General features: G+C 47.0%; 14 protein-coding genes. 4 read left to right on the forward strand and 10 right to left on the reverse strand.

Annotated features, from left to right (window positions below):
- Positions 1–57: 57 nt before the first annotated feature.
- From AC58PV_RS03360 to AC58PV_RS03370, 3 genes are all read right to left on the reverse strand, one after another.
- The gene (locus AC58PV_RS03360; protein ID WP_497430860.1) at positions 58–705 is read right to left on the reverse strand and encodes an XTP/dITP diphosphatase; all 648 of its coding nucleotides are present in this window, start codon (positions 703–705) and stop codon (positions 58–60) included.
- A complete protein-coding gene (gene rph, locus AC58PV_RS03365) occupies positions 689–1,447 on the reverse strand; it encodes a ribonuclease PH (protein WP_497430861.1) in 759 nt (252 codons plus the stop codon). Before rph ends, AC58PV_RS03360 begins: the two co-directional genes overlap by 17 nt.
- A gap of 180 nt (positions 1,448–1,627) precedes the next feature.
- On the reverse strand, positions 1,628–2,677 hold the full coding sequence (locus AC58PV_RS03370; protein WP_497430862.1) for a GerMN domain-containing protein: 1,050 nt from the start codon (positions 2,675–2,677) through the stop codon (positions 1,628–1,630).
- A gap of 270 nt (positions 2,678–2,947) precedes the next feature.
- Here AC58PV_RS03370 and AC58PV_RS03375 point away from each other — a divergent pair, with 270 nt between their 5' ends.
- Entirely contained in the window at positions 2,948–3,910 is a 963-nt protein-coding gene (locus tag AC58PV_RS03375; protein ID WP_497430863.1) for a phosphatidylglycerophosphatase A family protein, read from the forward strand.
- Between the two features lie 370 nt (positions 3,911–4,280).
- On the opposite strand, the gene AC58PV_RS03380 is transcribed toward AC58PV_RS03375, so the two are convergent.
- The 3 genes from AC58PV_RS03380 to AC58PV_RS03390 are packed head-to-tail and all read right to left on the reverse strand — an operon-like array spanning position 4,281 to position 6,722.
- Positions 4,281–5,258 (reverse strand): MBL fold metallo-hydrolase, encoded by a 978-nt coding sequence (locus AC58PV_RS03380; RefSeq protein WP_497430864.1) that lies wholly within the window; start codon positions 5,256–5,258, stop codon positions 4,281–4,283.
- 10 nt (positions 5,259–5,268) lie between these two features.
- Positions 5,269–6,000 (reverse strand): class I SAM-dependent methyltransferase, encoded by a 732-nt coding sequence (locus tag AC58PV_RS03385; protein WP_497430865.1) that lies wholly within the window; start codon positions 5,998–6,000, stop codon positions 5,269–5,271.
- Between the two features lie 47 nt (positions 6,001–6,047).
- Positions 6,048–6,722 (reverse strand): DUF6483 family protein, encoded by a 675-nt coding sequence (locus AC58PV_RS03390; RefSeq protein ID WP_497430866.1) that lies wholly within the window; start codon positions 6,720–6,722, stop codon positions 6,048–6,050.
- A gap of 194 nt (positions 6,723–6,916) precedes the next feature.
- On the opposite strand from AC58PV_RS03390, the gene AC58PV_RS03395 reads away from it, so the two are divergent.
- Positions 6,917–7,138: a helix-turn-helix domain-containing protein gene (locus AC58PV_RS03395; protein ID WP_028556998.1), complete on the forward strand. Its 222-nt coding sequence runs from the start codon at positions 6,917–6,919 to the stop codon at positions 7,136–7,138.
- 747 nt (positions 7,139–7,885) lie between these two features.
- Here the strand turns inward: AC58PV_RS03395 and AC58PV_RS03400 are convergent.
- The 4 genes from AC58PV_RS03400 to AC58PV_RS03415 form a co-directional block, all read right to left on the reverse strand.
- Positions 7,886–9,994: a molybdopterin oxidoreductase family protein gene (locus AC58PV_RS03400; protein WP_497430867.1), complete on the reverse strand. Its 2,109-nt coding sequence runs from the start codon at positions 9,992–9,994 to the stop codon at positions 7,886–7,888.
- 66 nt (positions 9,995–10,060) lie between these two features.
- Positions 10,061–10,414, reverse strand: coding sequence for a nitrite reductase small subunit NirD (gene nirD / locus AC58PV_RS03405; protein ID WP_497430868.1), 354 nt, complete (start codon positions 10,412–10,414; stop codon positions 10,061–10,063).
- Positions 10,415–10,447: 33 nt separating this feature from the next.
- Positions 10,448–12,874, reverse strand: coding sequence for a nitrite reductase large subunit NirB (gene nirB, locus AC58PV_RS03410; RefSeq protein WP_497430869.1), 2,427 nt, complete (start codon positions 12,872–12,874; stop codon positions 10,448–10,450).
- Positions 12,875–13,129: 255 nt separating this feature from the next.
- On the reverse strand, positions 13,130–14,371 hold the full coding sequence (locus AC58PV_RS03415; RefSeq protein WP_497430870.1) for a nitrate/nitrite transporter: 1,242 nt from the start codon (positions 14,369–14,371) through the stop codon (positions 13,130–13,132).
- Between the two features lie 468 nt (positions 14,372–14,839).
- On the opposite strand from AC58PV_RS03415, the gene AC58PV_RS03420 reads away from it, so the two are divergent.
- Positions 14,840–15,490 (forward strand): ANTAR domain-containing response regulator, encoded by a 651-nt coding sequence (locus AC58PV_RS03420; protein ID WP_497430871.1) that lies wholly within the window; start codon positions 14,840–14,842, stop codon positions 15,488–15,490.
- Positions 15,487–16,518 carry an anthranilate phosphoribosyltransferase gene (locus tag AC58PV_RS03425; protein WP_497430872.1) on the forward strand — a complete coding sequence of 344 codons (1,032 nt, stop codon included), beginning with the start codon at positions 15,487–15,489 and terminating at the stop codon, positions 16,516–16,518. The genes AC58PV_RS03420 and AC58PV_RS03425 overlap by 4 nt, the downstream gene beginning before the upstream one ends.
- The last annotated feature ends 271 nt before the right edge of the window (positions 16,519–16,789 follow it).

The raw sequence follows: 16,789 nt of genomic DNA on the forward strand, positions 1-16,789 counted from the left end.
AGCGAAAAGGAAAAGACCTGCACCCACATATTCACGTGGTTGCAGGTCTTTCTGTCGTTAGTTCGTTTGATCAGGAAGTTGATCCAAAAACATACGTAAAGCTTTGGCCCGATGACTCATCTCATTCTTCTCTTCCATCGTCAACTCAGCCATCGTCCGGCCCAGTGATGGGATGTAGAATAATGGATCATAACCAAATCCGCCTTCGCCACGCTTCTCGTGAATGATAAAACCTTGACAGACATCTTCCGCTTCGATCACTTCATTCGCCACGGGGTCAATTAAACTGAGTGCACAAACGAAGGAAGCCTCACTAAGCAATGGCGGATGACCATCCCCAGCACTAGGCTCGATCCGATCTTCCAACTCGTGCAAAGCCTGAAGCAGTCTGGCATTATTGTCAGCATCCGTAGCATCTTCGCCCGCGTAGCGAGCTGAATATACACCTGGATCACCACCTAGTGCCCTCACACACAATCCTGAATCATCAGCCAATACAGGCACATGAAGATGCGCCGAGATGATCTGTGCCTTGATGCGCGCATTCTCTGCAAAGGTCTTCCCGCTCTCGACAATTTCAGGTAAATCCGAGTAATCCGCTAAGCTTCGAACCTTATAACCTTTCGCTCCGAAAAGCTCAGCGAACTCCTTCACTTTACCTTCATTACGCGTTGCAATAACAACAAAATTACTTTGTAGCCGCATGCCCAGCACCTCGAATACGATCTGCAATCGGCCCTAACACACCGGATTGCACTTCAATCATAGCGTTAATTCCCGCTTCAGCCAGAGCCAACAACTCATCAAGCTCTTTACGGGAAAACGGCGCATCTTCGCCCGTCCCTTGAACTTCAACGAATTGACCTCGGCCCGTCATCACGACATTCATATCCACTTTGGCTTTGGAGTCCTCTTCGTAATTCAAATCCAGCTTCGGAGTTTCTCCAATAACACCAACACTCACTGCTGCGAGGAAATCGTTGATGGGGAACTTGGCTAGGTTTTTATCAGTAGCAAGCTTATTAATTGCAAAAGCCATCGCTACGAAAGCACCCGTAATGGATGCTGTACGTGTACCGCCATCGGCCTGGATCACATCGCAGTCCAGCGTAATGGATCTTTCGCCAAGCGCTTCTAAGCTGACAACCGAACGTAGTGCTCGACCGATCAGACGTTGAATTTCCATCGTCCGTCCACCAAGTTTACCTTTTGCCGCTTCACGCTGATTTCGAACTTGAGTTGCCCGCGGCAGCATCGAGTATTCCGCAGTAACCCAGCCTTTCCCTTGCCCTTTCATAAACGGAGGAACACGTTCCTCAACTGTTGCTGTACAAATGACTTTCGTATCCCCAACCTCAATGAGGACCGAGCCTTCTGCGTGTTTTATATAATGAGGGGTTATTTGCATAGGTCGCAGGTCTTGATCCGTTCTTCCACCAATTCTCATAAATGTCTTTCTCCTCCTGTAGCTACATCTCATGCATAAAGCCTTACGCCCCATTGTAACAAACTCATCAAGGAAAAGCATCCTAACGCCATGAATCCGATAAAAACAGGAAAACCACCAGGCATTCCTCCGTTTATGAACGTTGGATTCACCTGGTGGAACAAGAGTTTAGCGATAGGATTACAGCTTGATCGCAGGATTAATATGCGTTGGTCTCAGAACAGGCTTGCTGTAGTTTTGATTATCTGTAGAAGTAATTTTCACAGCACCATCCACTTTAATCTGTACTTGTTTGAATGTGGTGTTCTCTGTCAAAGACAAGATGACGGATTGTAATGCATCCGCAGAAGCTTTCTGATCTGTACCCAGCAATTTGTTGGAGAAATCCACGGTGATTAAACCTTCGCCTGGCTTAATGCTCTTGAGCTCTGTTGTTGCATTGAGGACTGCCCCAAGTCCCTTCTTCTGATCTGGACCTTTAATTAATTGCTCGACAACAGCCTTCGCAACATCATCCGTTCTCTTAATTAAGCGAGTCACAGGGACATAATATTTGTAATTTTGATCATTTTGATTGAGGAAATAGAGCGTAACTGGCGTAGCTTGGCCAAATTCGGTATCTTCCGATTTCTCCAGATTGATACCCATCGTACGCGCTAACGGTGCATCGAGTGGCGTTTTCCCTTTAGGCATTTCTTTCAAATCCTTGCCATCTACACGCAGCTGAACTTTATCGATCGTAGGGAAATTCGTTAAGTTCCACGTAATAGCTTCAAGGAGCTTACGCTCATCCTTCACATCGTAATTGAGGAACTCTTTCGAGAAATCAACGGTAGCACTCTTGTCTGATTTTACATTCAAACTAATAACCTTAGTCCCTTTTGGCAGAAGCGCTTGGAACCCTGAAGGCAGTTGACTCATCTCTGGTCCGCCATCCACCATATGCTCTAATGTCGTCTTAGCAACAGAGACTGTTTTCGGCAACGCTAGACTGAGCGGAGTCACGAAGCCCTTGGCATCTTTTACATACACCGTCATTTGTGACGTAATATCTCCCGTCATGTCGACGGTAACGGCAGCTGAAGTTGTCTTTGCATCTACGTCTGTACCTGCCCCAGGAGGAGCATCGATGTCACTCTTCTTTCCACTGCCCAAAATTGAACATCCTGTGGTCAGTAGAACAATCACCCCCGCTAAAGCGGCTGAACGAATCCAATGTTGATGTTTCATTTGCTTATTTCCTCCTTCGATTTCTGCTATTCGCATGGCCTGTACGATGCTTTTTCGTATTATTATGTATACGGGGCTTTGTCCGATTTATAACTACTTTTTGTCCACCTTTCTATGATTCATCAAAAAACTTGGGGATGAACGGAATTAACACCCATCTTCGTCATTTCGAACTCATATGCTATACTAAATACCAGCGTGAAACCGTCATACGCTGCCACTATTATTCGTACTAACTACTTTGTGATATAGGATCAAGGAGGTCTTACTATGAGAACATTTTTGAAGGAAAAGACCCTCATTTTCAATGAATTTCGAGAAGAGGTTTTCAGTCACTATCCACAAGCTGTTATTGAGGAAGCGGTCGCTAGATTGCTCGTTGAAATAAAAGGCATTAAGAAAATTCCAACCGAATTAATTACAACCACATTGCTTGGGGTATTAAGTAAAACGGAAACGTTCAACGTCATGTCCACCCTCATGGAACTTCAAAAAAAGGTGAAGCATGATGCTGAATTGCTAGCTAGCATGAAAGACCCTGCCTATAACGTTCATCGCACCATTGCGATGTCCATTTGCGGTTTATATGGGAGCGGTGCGATATCACTATTCGGTTTCATCGACTGTAAATTCCGTTTCTTTTTCCCGACGAAAAGACCTAAATCCTTCATCTCCAAGGGGATTTGCGCGATTGTCGCTTCAACCGCCAGTGTCATTATTTCGGATAACGTGAAGGAGGATTACGCCAAACGCAATCTGCAAATGCTCGAGGCTCGAGGCGTGCTGCTCGATGATATGGTCGAGATTCTTGATCAATTGCAGCGTCCTTACAATCCAGATATGCCGCGAAGCCTCTGTGAGGAGCATATTCTTGCGGTCCTTCGCAAACAGCAAACCTTCCACGCCCTCCAACTCGCCATCAAGATTGATACAGCGGTTGAGGCCAAAGAATTCAATCCGCAATACAATCATATTGTGGGGATGGACGAAGGACTTTTCGGCGTAGATGAAAGCATCGCAACTGCTGTCCCTCTCATGTATGGGACGATTGCACTCACGAATTTCGGCTATCTCGATAAAGCCAAACTCGGTATTATCGAGCAACTCGACAGTGATCACACTGACGGCAAATGCAATACCTTTATTGACGATATGGTCTGTGGAATTGTGGCAGCCGCTTGTGGCCGGTTAGCGCATAATCATACGCCGACGTATAGCAAGCCGTTGAAATAGGGTTGTGCGGGGGTTGAATGTAATAATCAATTGCATAATAGCGGATCTATGTTATAGATAGAAGCTAGAAGAGGCGTTTCAATAAGTCTATGTAGACTTATTGAAACGCCTCTTCGTTATTGACCCATACATAATATAATAAATTCCCGCGATTTAACTGGATTTTCTCCATCTATTTGAAACGGATAGAGCGAATTCGGATGATTAACTGTATTTCTTGTAGTTAAATTCCTCTAATTGTATCCATTTTTCAAATTTCATAGAATTTACCTGTAGTTTTTCCATCTAATCACGAAAACACCTCAATTTCGAGCACATTAGCTGTAGTTTTTACATCTAATTGTGCGGCGGCGGTAGGACAGACTCTTACTTATTTCGATATCGCGACGTAGTACACGCGATCTGCTTGCGGGTCCACCTGCTGGATGCGGCCTTCGGCCTCCAGCAGGATCAAGTGTGCGATCGTCTCCGATAGCGCGAATCGCATCTGGTGAATGCTCAGCCGGTCGCCGAACGTCGCCCGGCACACGTCATAAGCGCTCTGCGGCGCGCTTAGCTGCCCTTCCATGAGCGCGAGCCGCTCATGGTGATGGCGCACGAGCTCCTCTGCGCGCGCGCCAAAGCCCTGCCATGGCTCCCGGTGCCCCGGGTAAGCCATTACCACCGGCAGCCTGCCGATCTCCTGCAGGCTGCTCAAGTACGCGCCGAGCGGGTTTTCTTCCACCTGCGGGAGGAAGGAAACGTTCGGCGATATTTGCGGCAGGACGTGGTCGCCGCAAAACATCACCTGCGCCTCCGCGTCGTAGAAGACGAGATGCCCCGCGGCATGGCCGGGGGTCTCGATGGCTTCATAGACGCGGTCGCCGAGGCGCACAGGCCCTTCACGCAGCAGGGTGACCTGCGGCTGCGGGGAGACCAGATCGACGAAGCTCACCATGTGCTTCGTCATCTCAATCAGCCCGGCTTCAGGGAAGCCATGCCGGGCAAACAGCTCGAGCAGCAGCGGAGACATCGGCTGCTCCGGGCCCCACAGGAGCTGCACCTGCGCGTATCCGGTCTCCGATAGGAGAACCGGGGCGCCCGTGCGCTCCTGGAACCAACCGGCCATCCCATAGTGGTCGGGATGGTGGTGGGTGAGCACGATTTGTTCCACGTGCTCATACCCTATCCCTTGCTCCTTGAGCACTTGCTCCCAGAGCGCTTCTGCTTCCGGCGTGTGTAGTCCCGGATCGATTACTGTGTAACCGTTGCTGCCACGAATGAGGTAAGCATTCACCCAACGCAGAGGGAATGGCAACGGCACTTTCACTTGTGTAATTTCTTCTGTATGTACAGTCACGACGTTCATATCCCGGTAGTCATCCTTCCTTATGTCCAACAAAAATCATCCGACTCGAAACTTCCGGCGAATACGCCTGACCTTCATAGTCACCATATACATGATCAATATGTAATCCAGCTTTGGCCAACATCACCTCGAACTCCGGACGTTCATACAACTTTACTTGCTCCAAATAATGCCGATCTGGTGACCCCGCTTGTGAAATCATGATCCGTTTGCGCACGCAGCCATTTTCGATCGTTCTCATTTCACGAATGGTCAAATCATCTACCTCCCGTTCCGACTGGGGAACCAAGTTCTCCTTGACATAGACAGGATTTAAAAAATCAATAATGAAACGGCCTTCCTTTTTTAACAGTCGATGCATCTCATGAAGCACTTTTTCATTCTGCTCATCTTCATCAAAATAACCAAAAGACGTGAACAAATTCACAACCGCATCAAACGGCTCACAGAGCGGCACATCCCGCATATCACCGTTAATCCAAGTTACTTGCTCTTCTCCACTCTGCTTAATAGCTTCCTGTAACAACACTTTCGACAAATCCACGCCCGTAACGGTATAACCGAACTCCGCAAGCGCCAGCGAATGCCGCCCCATCCCACAACAAAGATCCAAAAGTCGAGCTCCTTGCTCAAGCTCCAGCCAGTCCACCATTTTCTTCACTTCATGGTAAGCGCCTTGCATGTCTCTATGTTTGTACACAAGTAAATAATCATCGCCAAAACTTTCTTGGTACCATGCCATCTTTTCAACACCTTCAGCTTTATAATAATAATTCTACGATTACAATGTTATAAGAGCAGCTTCTGTTTCATGATCGTTAAACCTTCTAGCGCTTCTTCCCTGGTAAAATTTCCAGCCTTCAATTGCTCGTCCTGGGCACGAAGCAGTTTTTCATAAAAAATAAGGCCTTGCTCCAAGATCTCTGACTTCTCCGGATGATCCTCCATATAATGAAACAAAACATCTTCAACCTTCGCATAATTACCTTGTTTCTCATAATGTAAAAATAGCAGCTTCTGTATCTCTTCTGGGATTCTCCAGCCCTTCAAAAGCTCCAAACTCTGTACCAACCGCGAGGCAATTTCCTGATTGACCTCATCCTCTGGCTGGACTTCATCTGAAAGCGATACATGCAAGAGTAGATCCAACGATTTCAAATAGGCCCAATAGGCCTCCCCATCTTCTTCATGCTGAAGCAGCAGGTTACCTTGCCCCACGAACATATCACTAATGACTAACGCCTTCGCCGTATCAATGCTCCCTTGGTAGGATAGCAATTCCAGAATATCCTTACTGGATAGTGACTGGAGGGAACGAATATTCAAACCCAACAAATGACGGCTGACTTCATCTAACTGTCTTTGCGCATCTTCAATCGGGATATGTTCCTTGTTAAAAAGAATCCGATGCAGCACCACCGTCAATTGTTCAATCTGTCGCATCAAATAATCACGCCTGAACATCCGAAGCAGCCCCTTTCGGTTACAAATACACTTATTTCAGCTTACCATGCCTAGCGCTGAAACTCAAAAATACATTCCGCCTATTTTTCTCCAGATACCGCACCATTGACAGCAGCCCTTCATAAACTAATTTTGACTGTATCCCTTAACCTTGTAATTCCCAATACCCGAGCAAGGAGGGGTGACACACATCCATGGGCAGCGACCACAAAAACAAATTTTTACTTACGAACCGCGAACGCGAAGTATTCGAACTCTTAGTGCAGGACAAAACGACAAAGGATATCGCACAGCAGCTTTTCATAAGTGAAAAGACTGTGAGGAATCATATATCGAACGTCATGCAAAAGCTGAACGTAAAGGGTCGTTCACAAGCGGTTGTAGAACTGATTAAGCTTGGGGAATTAAAGATCTGATTCCGTCACCAGCAAAGGGATCCATGCAAGCCACCCACCCTCCTTCGGAGGGGAACGGGGGCTTTTATGTTTGTCTTTAGATTCTACTCAACTACTCTATTCCATTACTACATTGACCTATGTAGCAGTCACAATGCCAATTATCTACCCAATTACCGAGGCACGAGCAAATTAACTGGATTTTGTACATCTAAAATCGCTTAAAATCCATTGAAATTAAATTTAGATGGATTTTATGTAGTTATATTCGCTCATTTTAGTAGAATCGAGGTAAATGGGATAAATTAACTGTACATTTTCCATCTAAATGGAATATTTAGCGTGATTCCGCCGAAATAACTGTATAAAATCCAGTTAAAGTATAAAACGACGTTAGTGGAGATGACTCGAGTTGCCAGAGGAATCCAAGTTAAGGTTAGCCGAGCTGGATATTGAATGGCGGTTTGTGGTTTGTGGTTTGTGGTTGTACTTGGTTTTTCGTGTTGGTTTGTGGTTTGTGGTTTGTGGTTTGTGATTTGTGGTTTGTGATTGGTGTTTGGTGTTTGTATTTGTGTTTGGTGTTTGTATTTGTGTTTGGTGGTTGTATTTGTGTTTGGTGGTTGTACTTGGTTTTTGGTGTTGGTGTTGATGTTGATGTTGGTGTTTGGTGTTTGGTGGTTTCGTGGTTGTTAAGGCCCGGAGCCGGGGCAACGGCAAGATAATCTAACCAAGCACCCCAGCTGGATTTCCCAGCTAGGGTGCTCTATTTCAATTCACTCCCTCAACCCTCACCGCACAAATCTTGAACTCCGGCATCCGGCTCGTTGGATCCAAGGCGTCGTTCGTCAACACGTTGATCGAATGCTCGTCGCCCCAATGGAAAGGCACGAAGACGGTGCGAGGCTGGATCCCCTCGGTGACCTTGACTTGGAAGACCAAGGAGCCACGCCGGCTGGTGATCCGGATTTTTTGTTCCACGCTTAGGCCGATTCGTTTGGCCAAAGATGGATGTATTTCGGCAACAGGTACAGGTGCCTTCTTATGAAGAGCTTCGGTGCGGCGCGTTTGCGCACCGCTTAAATAGTGGTTGGCCAGACGGCCCGTAGTGAGCACGAAGGGAAAATCGCTGTCTATGGGCTCCGCAGGCATTTTCGGCTGTATGCCGAACAATAGGGCTTTACCATCCGCATGATGGAAATGATCTTGGAATAATTGCGGTGTTCCCGGATGATCAACTGACCCGCAAGGCCAGAAGATCCCTTTCTCCTTTTGCAAACGTTCGTACGTGATACCGCTATAATCTGCTTTGCCACCCGCGCTAGCTGCGGCTAGTTCACGAAACACGTCTTCAATACCCGCATATTGAAAGTAAGCGCCTCGTCCTAGTACATCAGCCAGTTCGCTGATAATGTGATAATCGAGCTTGCAATTGCCCGGAAGCTCCATAGCTTTGCGCCGATGGAATACGCGCCCCTCTAAGTTGGTCATGGTCCCTTCTGCTTCAGCGAAGGATGAACCAGGCAGCAAGTAATGGGCATATCGTGCTGTTTCGGTCTCGAACATATCTACGACCACGAGTAAATCCAGCTTTTGCAAGGCTCGCTCGACCATCCGATTATTCGGACTGGAGACGAGCGGATTCGATCCTAGCACAATTAAGGCTTTAATCTCGCCTTCGTCGATTTTCTGCAACAGCTCGTAAGCCGAGACGCCTTTACCCGGCAACTCCTGCGGATCGATGCCCCACACCTTCGCCACATGCTCACGCGCAACGGGATCTTCGATCAGGCGATAACCTGGGAGTTGGTCGGCTTTCTGCCCATGCTCACGACCACCTTGGCCGTTGGCTTGCCCCGTCACAGCGCCATATCCGCAGCCTGAACGCCCTATTTTACCCGTGAGCAGTGTTAGATTAATGTAATTGAGTGTATTCTCAACCCCATTCACTTGCTGCTCCAACCCTCTCGCTGTTAGCACGATGCCCGTCTCAGCCTTAGCAAAACCACGAGCGATTGTACGTACTACAGCTTCAAGGATACCCGTTAGATACTCAACGCGAGCTGGTGTAAAAGATTTGACAGCTTCTTTCACTTGTTCGAAACCGGACGTACGTGATTGAATGAACTTGTGATCAACGAGATTCTCTTCAATCATGACATGCAGGAGTCCATTAATGAACACGGAATCGAAACCAGGTTGCATCCTCACATGAATATCTGCCGTCTTGGAGGTCATGGTATTACGCGGATCAATGGTTACGATTACGGCGCCTTTTTTCTTGGCTTCCAATAGATAAGGCATCATCGTCGGCTGACATTCGGCAATATTCGTGCCCGCTAGAATGATATACTTCGCGTTCGGAATTTCCGATAGGGGCATCGTCATCCCGCGATCAATACCGAAAGCTTTATTACTCGCAGCTGCAGCCGATGACATGCAATAGCGACCGTTATAATCAATGTATTTGGACCTAAGCGCCACACGCGTAAACTTCCCCAGTAAGTAACTTACTTCGTTCGTTAGAGATCCGCCGCCATAGACACCGATCGCATCACGCCCATGTTCCGCTTGCAACGCGTGAATTCGCTGCGCAATATCCTCGTAAGCCGATTCCCAAGCTACTTGACGCCATTGACCTACCCTAGCCTTCTCCCTATGAAGCGGCTCAAGAATTCGTTCCGAATGAACGACATGCTCCAAAGCGTTCAAGCCCTTTTGACATAAACGGCCTGTTGCAACTGGGAATTTCGCGCTCGGCTTAATCGTTAAACCTTCTGTCTTCTCACTAGGTAGTATCTCCAATCCACACTGCATACTGCAAAAGCAACAATGGGAGGAGGGCTGTTCATCCGTTAATGTAACCAATGCTGATTTCAACGCTCCCACCCCCGCAGATCAATCTCTCTTTATAGGTATAATTAGATATATAGGGTTCTATAAGTGCTAACTAGCCATCTCATTATGATTGGGAAATCCGATATAGACATCTCCTGCCTCATCTACTTTGGTCTGGTACGTTTTCACGCAGCCTGTATCTGGTGCTTGCACAAGACCAGAAGGCAGATGGATTTTGCGATCATGCATAGGGCAGAATACGTGGTCATCACAGACGATGCCTTCGGCTAGAACGCCCTCTTTATGTGGACAACGATTTTGAATCGCTTGAAGTTTACCACTTTTCAATTTGAATAAGGCAACCTCTTCCCCTTGATAACGAATCGTCCTCCCTGTATTAAAAGCTAAATCCTCATAGGAAACGGCTTGCACCCAGATCATTTGCTCATTATGTGTAATCATCTTCTCGGCTCCTCCCTGTTTATCTCTCTATTTCTACTTCAACTCAACCACTTCATAGAGATCACGTTGGATTTTCTTACTATCAATCGCTTGCCTCCATGGATCTTGCGTCACGGATAAAGCCAAATCCATACGTTCGCACAATTGTTTACGCTCTGCCTCGTTCTCAACAACCTCACGAATATGCTCAATGCCCAGACGGTGCACCCATTCGCTCGTACGCTCGCCGTATTTCCCTGTTTCGCGGTAGTATTGCAGATACGCCTCGGTATATTCGATGATCTCTTCTTCGGTTTTCACCGTGCTCATCAAATCACCTACGCGGACTTTCACACCGCCGTTGCCACCTGCATACAGCTCCCATCCGCCATCAACAGATACGACACCTAGATCTTTAATTCCTGATTCCGCACAGTTTCGCGGGCATCCCGATACAGCAAGCTTCACTTTCGCCGGTGTATTCAAGCGTTCAAAACGCTTCTCGAGCTCAATACCAACACCCATCGCATCCCCCGTACCAAAACGGCAGAACGTTTCGCCGACACATGTTTTCACGGTCCTTAGCGCTTTCCCGTAGGCATACCCTGATGGCATATCCAAGGCTTCCCACATCGCGGTCAAATCTTCTTTTTTCACACCTAGCAAGTCAAGACGCTGTCCGCCAGTAAATTTCACTGTGGGTACATTGAACTGTTCAGCAACCTCTGCAATGCGCTTAAGCTCCGTCGGATTCGTAACACCGCCATAGATCCGTGGAACAACGGAGTACGTACCATCTTTTTGAATATTGGCATGCATACGCTCATTGACGAATCGGGACGTGCTGTCATCTTTATAAGATTCAGGGCGAATCATGCCCAAATAATAATTCAGTGCTGGGCGGCATTTGGAGCAGCCTTCTTCATTTTTCCATTCAAGGACGTTCATCACTTCGCGCACGTGGGATAATCCTTTTTCCCGAATCGCCGTAACGACTTCATCGCGCGTGTGCGTTGTACAGCCACAGATGGTTTCTTTGGCAGCATTTTTATCGTAGGAAGCTCCTAGCGTGAAAGCTAATAGATCACTGACTAGTGGCTTACACCCTCCACAAGAACGAGATGCTGTTGTACAGTTCTTCACTTCATCGACCGTCGTCAAGCCTTGCTCTTTAATGGCCGAACAGATCGTCCCTTTCGTTACACCGTTACAACCGCAGATAATCGCGTCATCCTTCATCTCAGCTACACCAGAAGCCGCACCGCCACCGCCGCTCGAACCATCCGTTAGAATCGCCGTTTTGCCCATGCCACTAATATCTGTTTCTTCCCGAATCATTTGCATAAGTCGCGTACCATCAGCTGTATCACCAAAAAGTACGGCACCGATAATTTTATTATCCTTAATCACGACTTTCTTATAGACACCGGAGAATTCATCGTGAATACGAATCGCTTTGGTTCCTTCCGCCTCAACGAATTGACCGCCTGAGAATACATCAACACCAGATACTTTGAGCTTCGTGTACAAAATAGAACCTTCATACGGCCCCGTTTCTACACCGGCCAAATGCTTCGCGAGTACGGCACCTTGCTCGTAGAGCGGTGCTACTAGACCATACGCGATGCCTCTGTGCATCGCACATTCGCCAACGGCGTACACATTCGGAACATTTGTTTGCAAGTAATCATTGACGATGATTCCTGGATTGCATTCGATGCCAGATTCCTTCCCAAGGGCTACATTTGGACGAATACCTACCGCCATGACGATTAGATCAGCTTCAGCAATCGTGCCATCCTTAAATTTCAGGCCTGTTACGCGTTTGCCGCCAATAATTTCGACTGATTGCTTCTCAAGCAAGAAGTTGATCCCTTGCTCTTCGAGTGCCCCTTGCAGCATTTTGGAAGCGGTGCGATCCAGTTGCCGTTCCATAATCGTATCTCCGATATGAACGACGTCGACTTTCATACCGAGATTGAGGAAACCACGCGCTGCTTCTAAGCCTAGCAAACCACCGCCGATGACAATCGCTTTCTTATACTTTTTAGCCGACTCCATCATAATTTCACAATCGCGGATCGTTCTATAGGCCATGACACCTTCTTTGTCTGCACCAGGCATAGGAATCATGAATGGGTTAGAGCCTGTTGCCAAAATCAATTTATCATAGGAAACCGTCATGCCTTTATCGCTCGTTACGGTTTGGAGCATTGTGTCGATTCCCGTGATGGTTTGATTCGTATATAACGTAATATGATTGTTCGTATACCATTCATAAGGGTGGATGACGATATCCTCCACTTTGGAGTCGCCGGAGAGCACATAGGACAACAGAATTCGATTGTAGTTGGGATGCGGTTCACTGCCGAAGATCGTCACTTCATATTTATCTGGTGCTAGTTTGAGCAAATGCTCAACGGCATTAACACCTGCCATTCCGTTTCCGACCAGGACTAGCTTCTCTTTCTTGACTGTCATTGTGATCATCCTTCCATCCATGTACTATGGCATTCAATTAGATTTAGATTGTTGTCGAAAAGGGTCATTTAGGAGCGGGGCTCCCAAATGACAAAGGTGGGATATGGAGCTTGAGCAGCTCGATTGTTGGGTTGAACTGCAAAGACGCTAGTCGTAACGTCTTTGCCCATACAGCCTGATGTGCAGGCTGCATGAGCAAAAACTTTACCGGATGTGCCGCTGACCGAGCAGAGTCAGCGGCGTACCTTGCCTAAGTTAAGCTTGGACTGTGTCTATATTGGAAGGCGTTACTTTTACTTTGCCGCCTTCACCGATCCAAGTACGTTTCCATTGCCCTTGCACAATGGCAATAATGATGATACAGCTAATTGCAATGCCACTAAGAATAAGGAACCCTGGTGTGAAAGAACCCGTGGATAGTTTCAGGTTTCCAAGAATTTTGGGCAAGAAATAACCACCTAAACCTCCTGCGGCTCCAACAATCCCCGTCATCACGCCGATTTCCGATTTGAAGCGCTGTGGCACAAGTTGGAATACTGAACCATTCCCCATCCCGAAAGCCATCATAGCAACGAAGAGCATAACCGTTGTTAATGAAAGGGCAGGAAGCGTAGAGATACCGGCCATCATCAAACCAACAACTCCGTAGAGCACCATTAACATGCGAATGCCGCCAATCTTATCTGCGAGCCATCCACCAACAGGACGGAAGAAGCTGCCGCCGATGACACAAAGTGTTGTAAAATCTGCAGCACGTACAGGTGAAAGCCCATACTGTGTATTAAAGAAAATCGTAAGATACGAGGCCATTCCTACAAAACCACCGAAAGTAACACTATAGAAAATACAGAACAACCAAGAATCCTTTTGTTTCAACACTTTACCGTACTCTGCAATCGTTTTTGGAGCTGGTTTATTGGGACTATCCTTGGCCAAAATACTAAAAATGACCAGCGTTATCGCGATTGGAATCATGGCAATTCCGAAAACAACGTGCCAGTCGCCATAATGTTGCGCTAAACGATTGGCAAACAAGGTAGCGAAGATCGTTCCGCTGTTTCCTGCCCCTGCAATCCCCATCGCTAATCCTTGATACTGCGGTGGATACCAAGAGCTCGCGAGCGGTAATGCTGCAGCAAAGCTTGCGCCTGCGATACCAAGCATCAGAGCTACAAAGTACATATCACCCATCGTGTTCGCGAACTGCCATCCCCAGAACAGCGGAACTAAAGTTAGCGAAAGTCCAATCTGTCCAGTTAGTTTGGGACCAATTTTATCCGTTAGTACACCAAGTACTAGTCGTAGGACCGCCCCACCCAATGTTGGTAAAGCAACCAAATTGGCTTTCTGTGCGGCATCCAACCCGAAATCTTTGGCAAGGATAACAGCTAGCGGTCCAAGAAGTACCCAAACCATGAAGCTCATGTCAAAATACAAGAATGAACTGAACAAAGACCCCTTGTGCCCCACTTGCATAAAACTTTTCCGATCTACCATGCAATCCCTCTCCTTTTGTGAGGCTTTTCGCCTTCTTTTTGTCCTATCCTACCTTGTTTGATTATACATTGACAGAAAAGGCCGACAAACATCCCCCTATCAAATCATAGGATGTTTATCGGCCTCATTGCCACTGCTTCCACTTCCTCGTGAACAGCATGATAGATGTAGTTTTTTCATTACAGTGAACATAAAAAGCCTATCCAGTTACGTATTTGTAAGGGGATAGGCACCGTTGCCTTCGTTAGGTGGCACATCATTGTGCCGATTTCTTAACTTGATTATACGACGTGTTTAATCGTATGTCAATAAACATAACACAATAATTTTGTTATAGAGAGTATGGATAGGATATCGACAAATTTTAGGTGCATATGCTATAGTATTGCCGTATAATAATACCAAATAAGCCTTAAACCTAACATGTACTTATCATGAGATAACGTTATTCAAGATGGAGGTATTCCCATGTTACAATCATTCATTCTGATCGACGAGTTCAAGACAACTCGCTCAGCTACCTCCTCTGAGCCCTCACTTGCCCTTCGAACGGAAGACACTCAAGGAAAAGAATGTTTACCTGATGAAATCTTGAAGGATTTGGGGTTTCGTATTTATACTTCATCTAATATGAAAGAAATTTCCTTTATCATCCCTAAGATCGATGCTGTATTATTATCCGTAGGTCCCGAACAAGTCACAGATTGGCGAATACGCTTGCTGGCGCAGCGGAGTCTTCCCATCTTCTGGTGGTGCGATACACAAACTTTTCCTTCTAATGAATGTAAGATGGATGGGGGCATAGATGGTTTGATTGGTCCGACGATGAGCCCACTGGAAATTCATTGCGCGTTGATACTAGGTGTGAACCATTATTTCCAACGAACAGAGTGGCATCAGGAGCGCGAACAACTGCTATCCAAGCTCGAAGAACGTAAATGGGTTGATCAAGCCAAGCGAATCCTATGCGAAATCAAAGGCATCTCAGAAGCTGAAGCTTATGATTTCCTCCGCAAACAAGCGATGAATGAACGTAAACGTATGGTTGACGTCGCAACCTCCATCGTCAAGGTATATCAGATACTACAGGATCAGAACAAAGGGGGCCGCAAACGATGATATCCTTATTAAAAGAAGTAGGCCGCGGTAAACGCGGAGCTAGAGATCTTACTTATGAAGAAGCCGCTCAAGCAGCCGAACTCATTCTAACCGGTGCAGCTACACAAGCTCAAATCGGAGCTTTTCTTGTCGCTGAGCGAATTAAAATGGAATCCCCGGATGAAATCAAAGCCTTTATTCATGCATTACGTAATCGGATTAGCACTTATCCCATGGCAGGAAGTATCGATTGCGCCGGGCCCTATGATGGCCGCTCGCGCACATTTATCGCAACGCTACCAACCGCATTCGTACTCGCAGCCTGCGGATTGCCTACTACGCTGCACGGCAGCCCGAGCATGCCGCCGAAATGGGGCATCACCTTGTCCGATGTCCTTGCGGCAATGGGAGTAAACGCACTTGAAGCATCACGCGAAGCACTGGTTTCTGCTGCAGCGCGAACAGGCTTCTTGTTTACACCGACCGAAAGCTGGTGTGCGCCACTTGGCGATCTGCGCGAAATCCGCAAAGAACTCGGTTTGAGAACTGTGTTCAACACGGCGGAGAAGCTGCTTCGTTTCACGGAAGCTCCTTATATGGCTGTTGGCGTGTTTCATGGCACTGTTTTTGAGAAGGTCACGAATTTATTGATCGAGCTCGGGGTTTCCCGCGGTATAGTGGTGCAAGGCATGGAAGGTTCCGAAGATCTGAGCATTGAAAAACGAACTCGAACGTATCTCATTCAAGATGGGGCTAGCGAGCTATTCATCGTTGACCCTGAAATTTATGAGCTTATGGTTGAAGTGCCAGAAGTGGAATGGACAGCTGAGCTACAAGCCGAAACAACATTGTCTGTTTTGCGAGGAGATGCTGCACTTCCCTACTTAAACATAGTTCTACTCAACAGTGCTGTGCGTTTGTGGGTTTCCCAGAAGGCAGGCTCCATTGAAGAAGGTATCTATATGGCTAGGCACGCGATAGAGCAAGGGGCTGCACTTCGCAAGTATACGGAGTGGACCGAAGCCATTAAACCTGTATCTACGACTTAAAAGTGAAAGAGGATCCTAAAGCCTATGTGGCGAGGATCCTCTTTTTTAGTGTGGAAGCCCGGGGAGATCAGGGGATCGAACTAGCCCCCCCCTCGCAAAAGTGCATAAAGGCAACCTTTTGCAGGAAAATCGCGGATTTTTAGCAAATGCGTGCAAAAAGGCAACTATTTCTACCTCTTTGGACCATTTTATACCCTCAGGCGCCTAAAAGGTTGCCTTCTTGCACTTTTGACCTCCCTATTAGGCAGTCCGCCCGAAAATAAGTGCATTT

The organism is Paenibacillus sp. J22FR83, from assembly GCF_059691955.1.

What these genes read in the sequence shown, in the direction of transcription:
- AC58PV_RS03360 (WP_497430860.1), bottom strand. Translation starts at nt 705, where the DNA reads ATGCGGCTACAAAGTAATTTTGTTGTTATTGCAACGCGTAATGAAGGT.
- rph (WP_497430861.1), bottom strand. Translation starts at nt 1,447, where the DNA reads ATGAGAATTGGTGGAAGAACGGATCAAGACCTGCGACCTATGCAAATA.
- AC58PV_RS03370 (WP_497430862.1), bottom strand. Translation starts at nt 2,677, where the DNA reads ATGAAACATCAACATTGGATTCGTTCAGCCGCTTTAGCGGGGGTGATT.
- AC58PV_RS03375 (WP_497430863.1), top strand. Translation starts at nt 2,948, where the DNA reads ATGAGAACATTTTTGAAGGAAAAGACCCTCATTTTCAATGAATTTCGA.
- AC58PV_RS03380 (WP_497430864.1), bottom strand. Translation starts at nt 5,258, where the DNA reads ATGAACGTCGTGACTGTACATACAGAAGAAATTACACAAGTGAAAGTG.
- AC58PV_RS03385 (WP_497430865.1), bottom strand. Translation starts at nt 6,000, where the DNA reads ATGGCATGGTACCAAGAAAGTTTTGGCGATGATTATTTACTTGTGTAC.
- AC58PV_RS03390 (WP_497430866.1), bottom strand. Translation starts at nt 6,722, where the DNA reads ATGTTCAGGCGTGATTATTTGATGCGACAGATTGAACAATTGACGGTG.
- AC58PV_RS03395 (WP_028556998.1), top strand. Translation starts at nt 6,917, where the DNA reads ATGGGCAGCGACCACAAAAACAAATTTTTACTTACGAACCGCGAACGC.
- nirD (WP_497430868.1), bottom strand. Translation starts at nt 10,414, where the DNA reads ATGATTACACATAATGAGCAAATGATCTGGGTGCAAGCCGTTTCCTAT.
- nirB (WP_497430869.1), bottom strand. Translation starts at nt 12,874, where the DNA reads ATGACAGTCAAGAAAGAGAAGCTAGTCCTGGTCGGAAACGGAATGGCA.
- AC58PV_RS03415 (WP_497430870.1), bottom strand. Translation starts at nt 14,371, where the DNA reads ATGGTAGATCGGAAAAGTTTTATGCAAGTGGGGCACAAGGGGTCTTTG.
- AC58PV_RS03420 (WP_497430871.1), top strand. Translation starts at nt 14,840, where the DNA reads ATGTTACAATCATTCATTCTGATCGACGAGTTCAAGACAACTCGCTCA.
- AC58PV_RS03425 (WP_497430872.1), top strand. Translation starts at nt 15,487, where the DNA reads ATGATATCCTTATTAAAAGAAGTAGGCCGCGGTAAACGCGGAGCTAGA.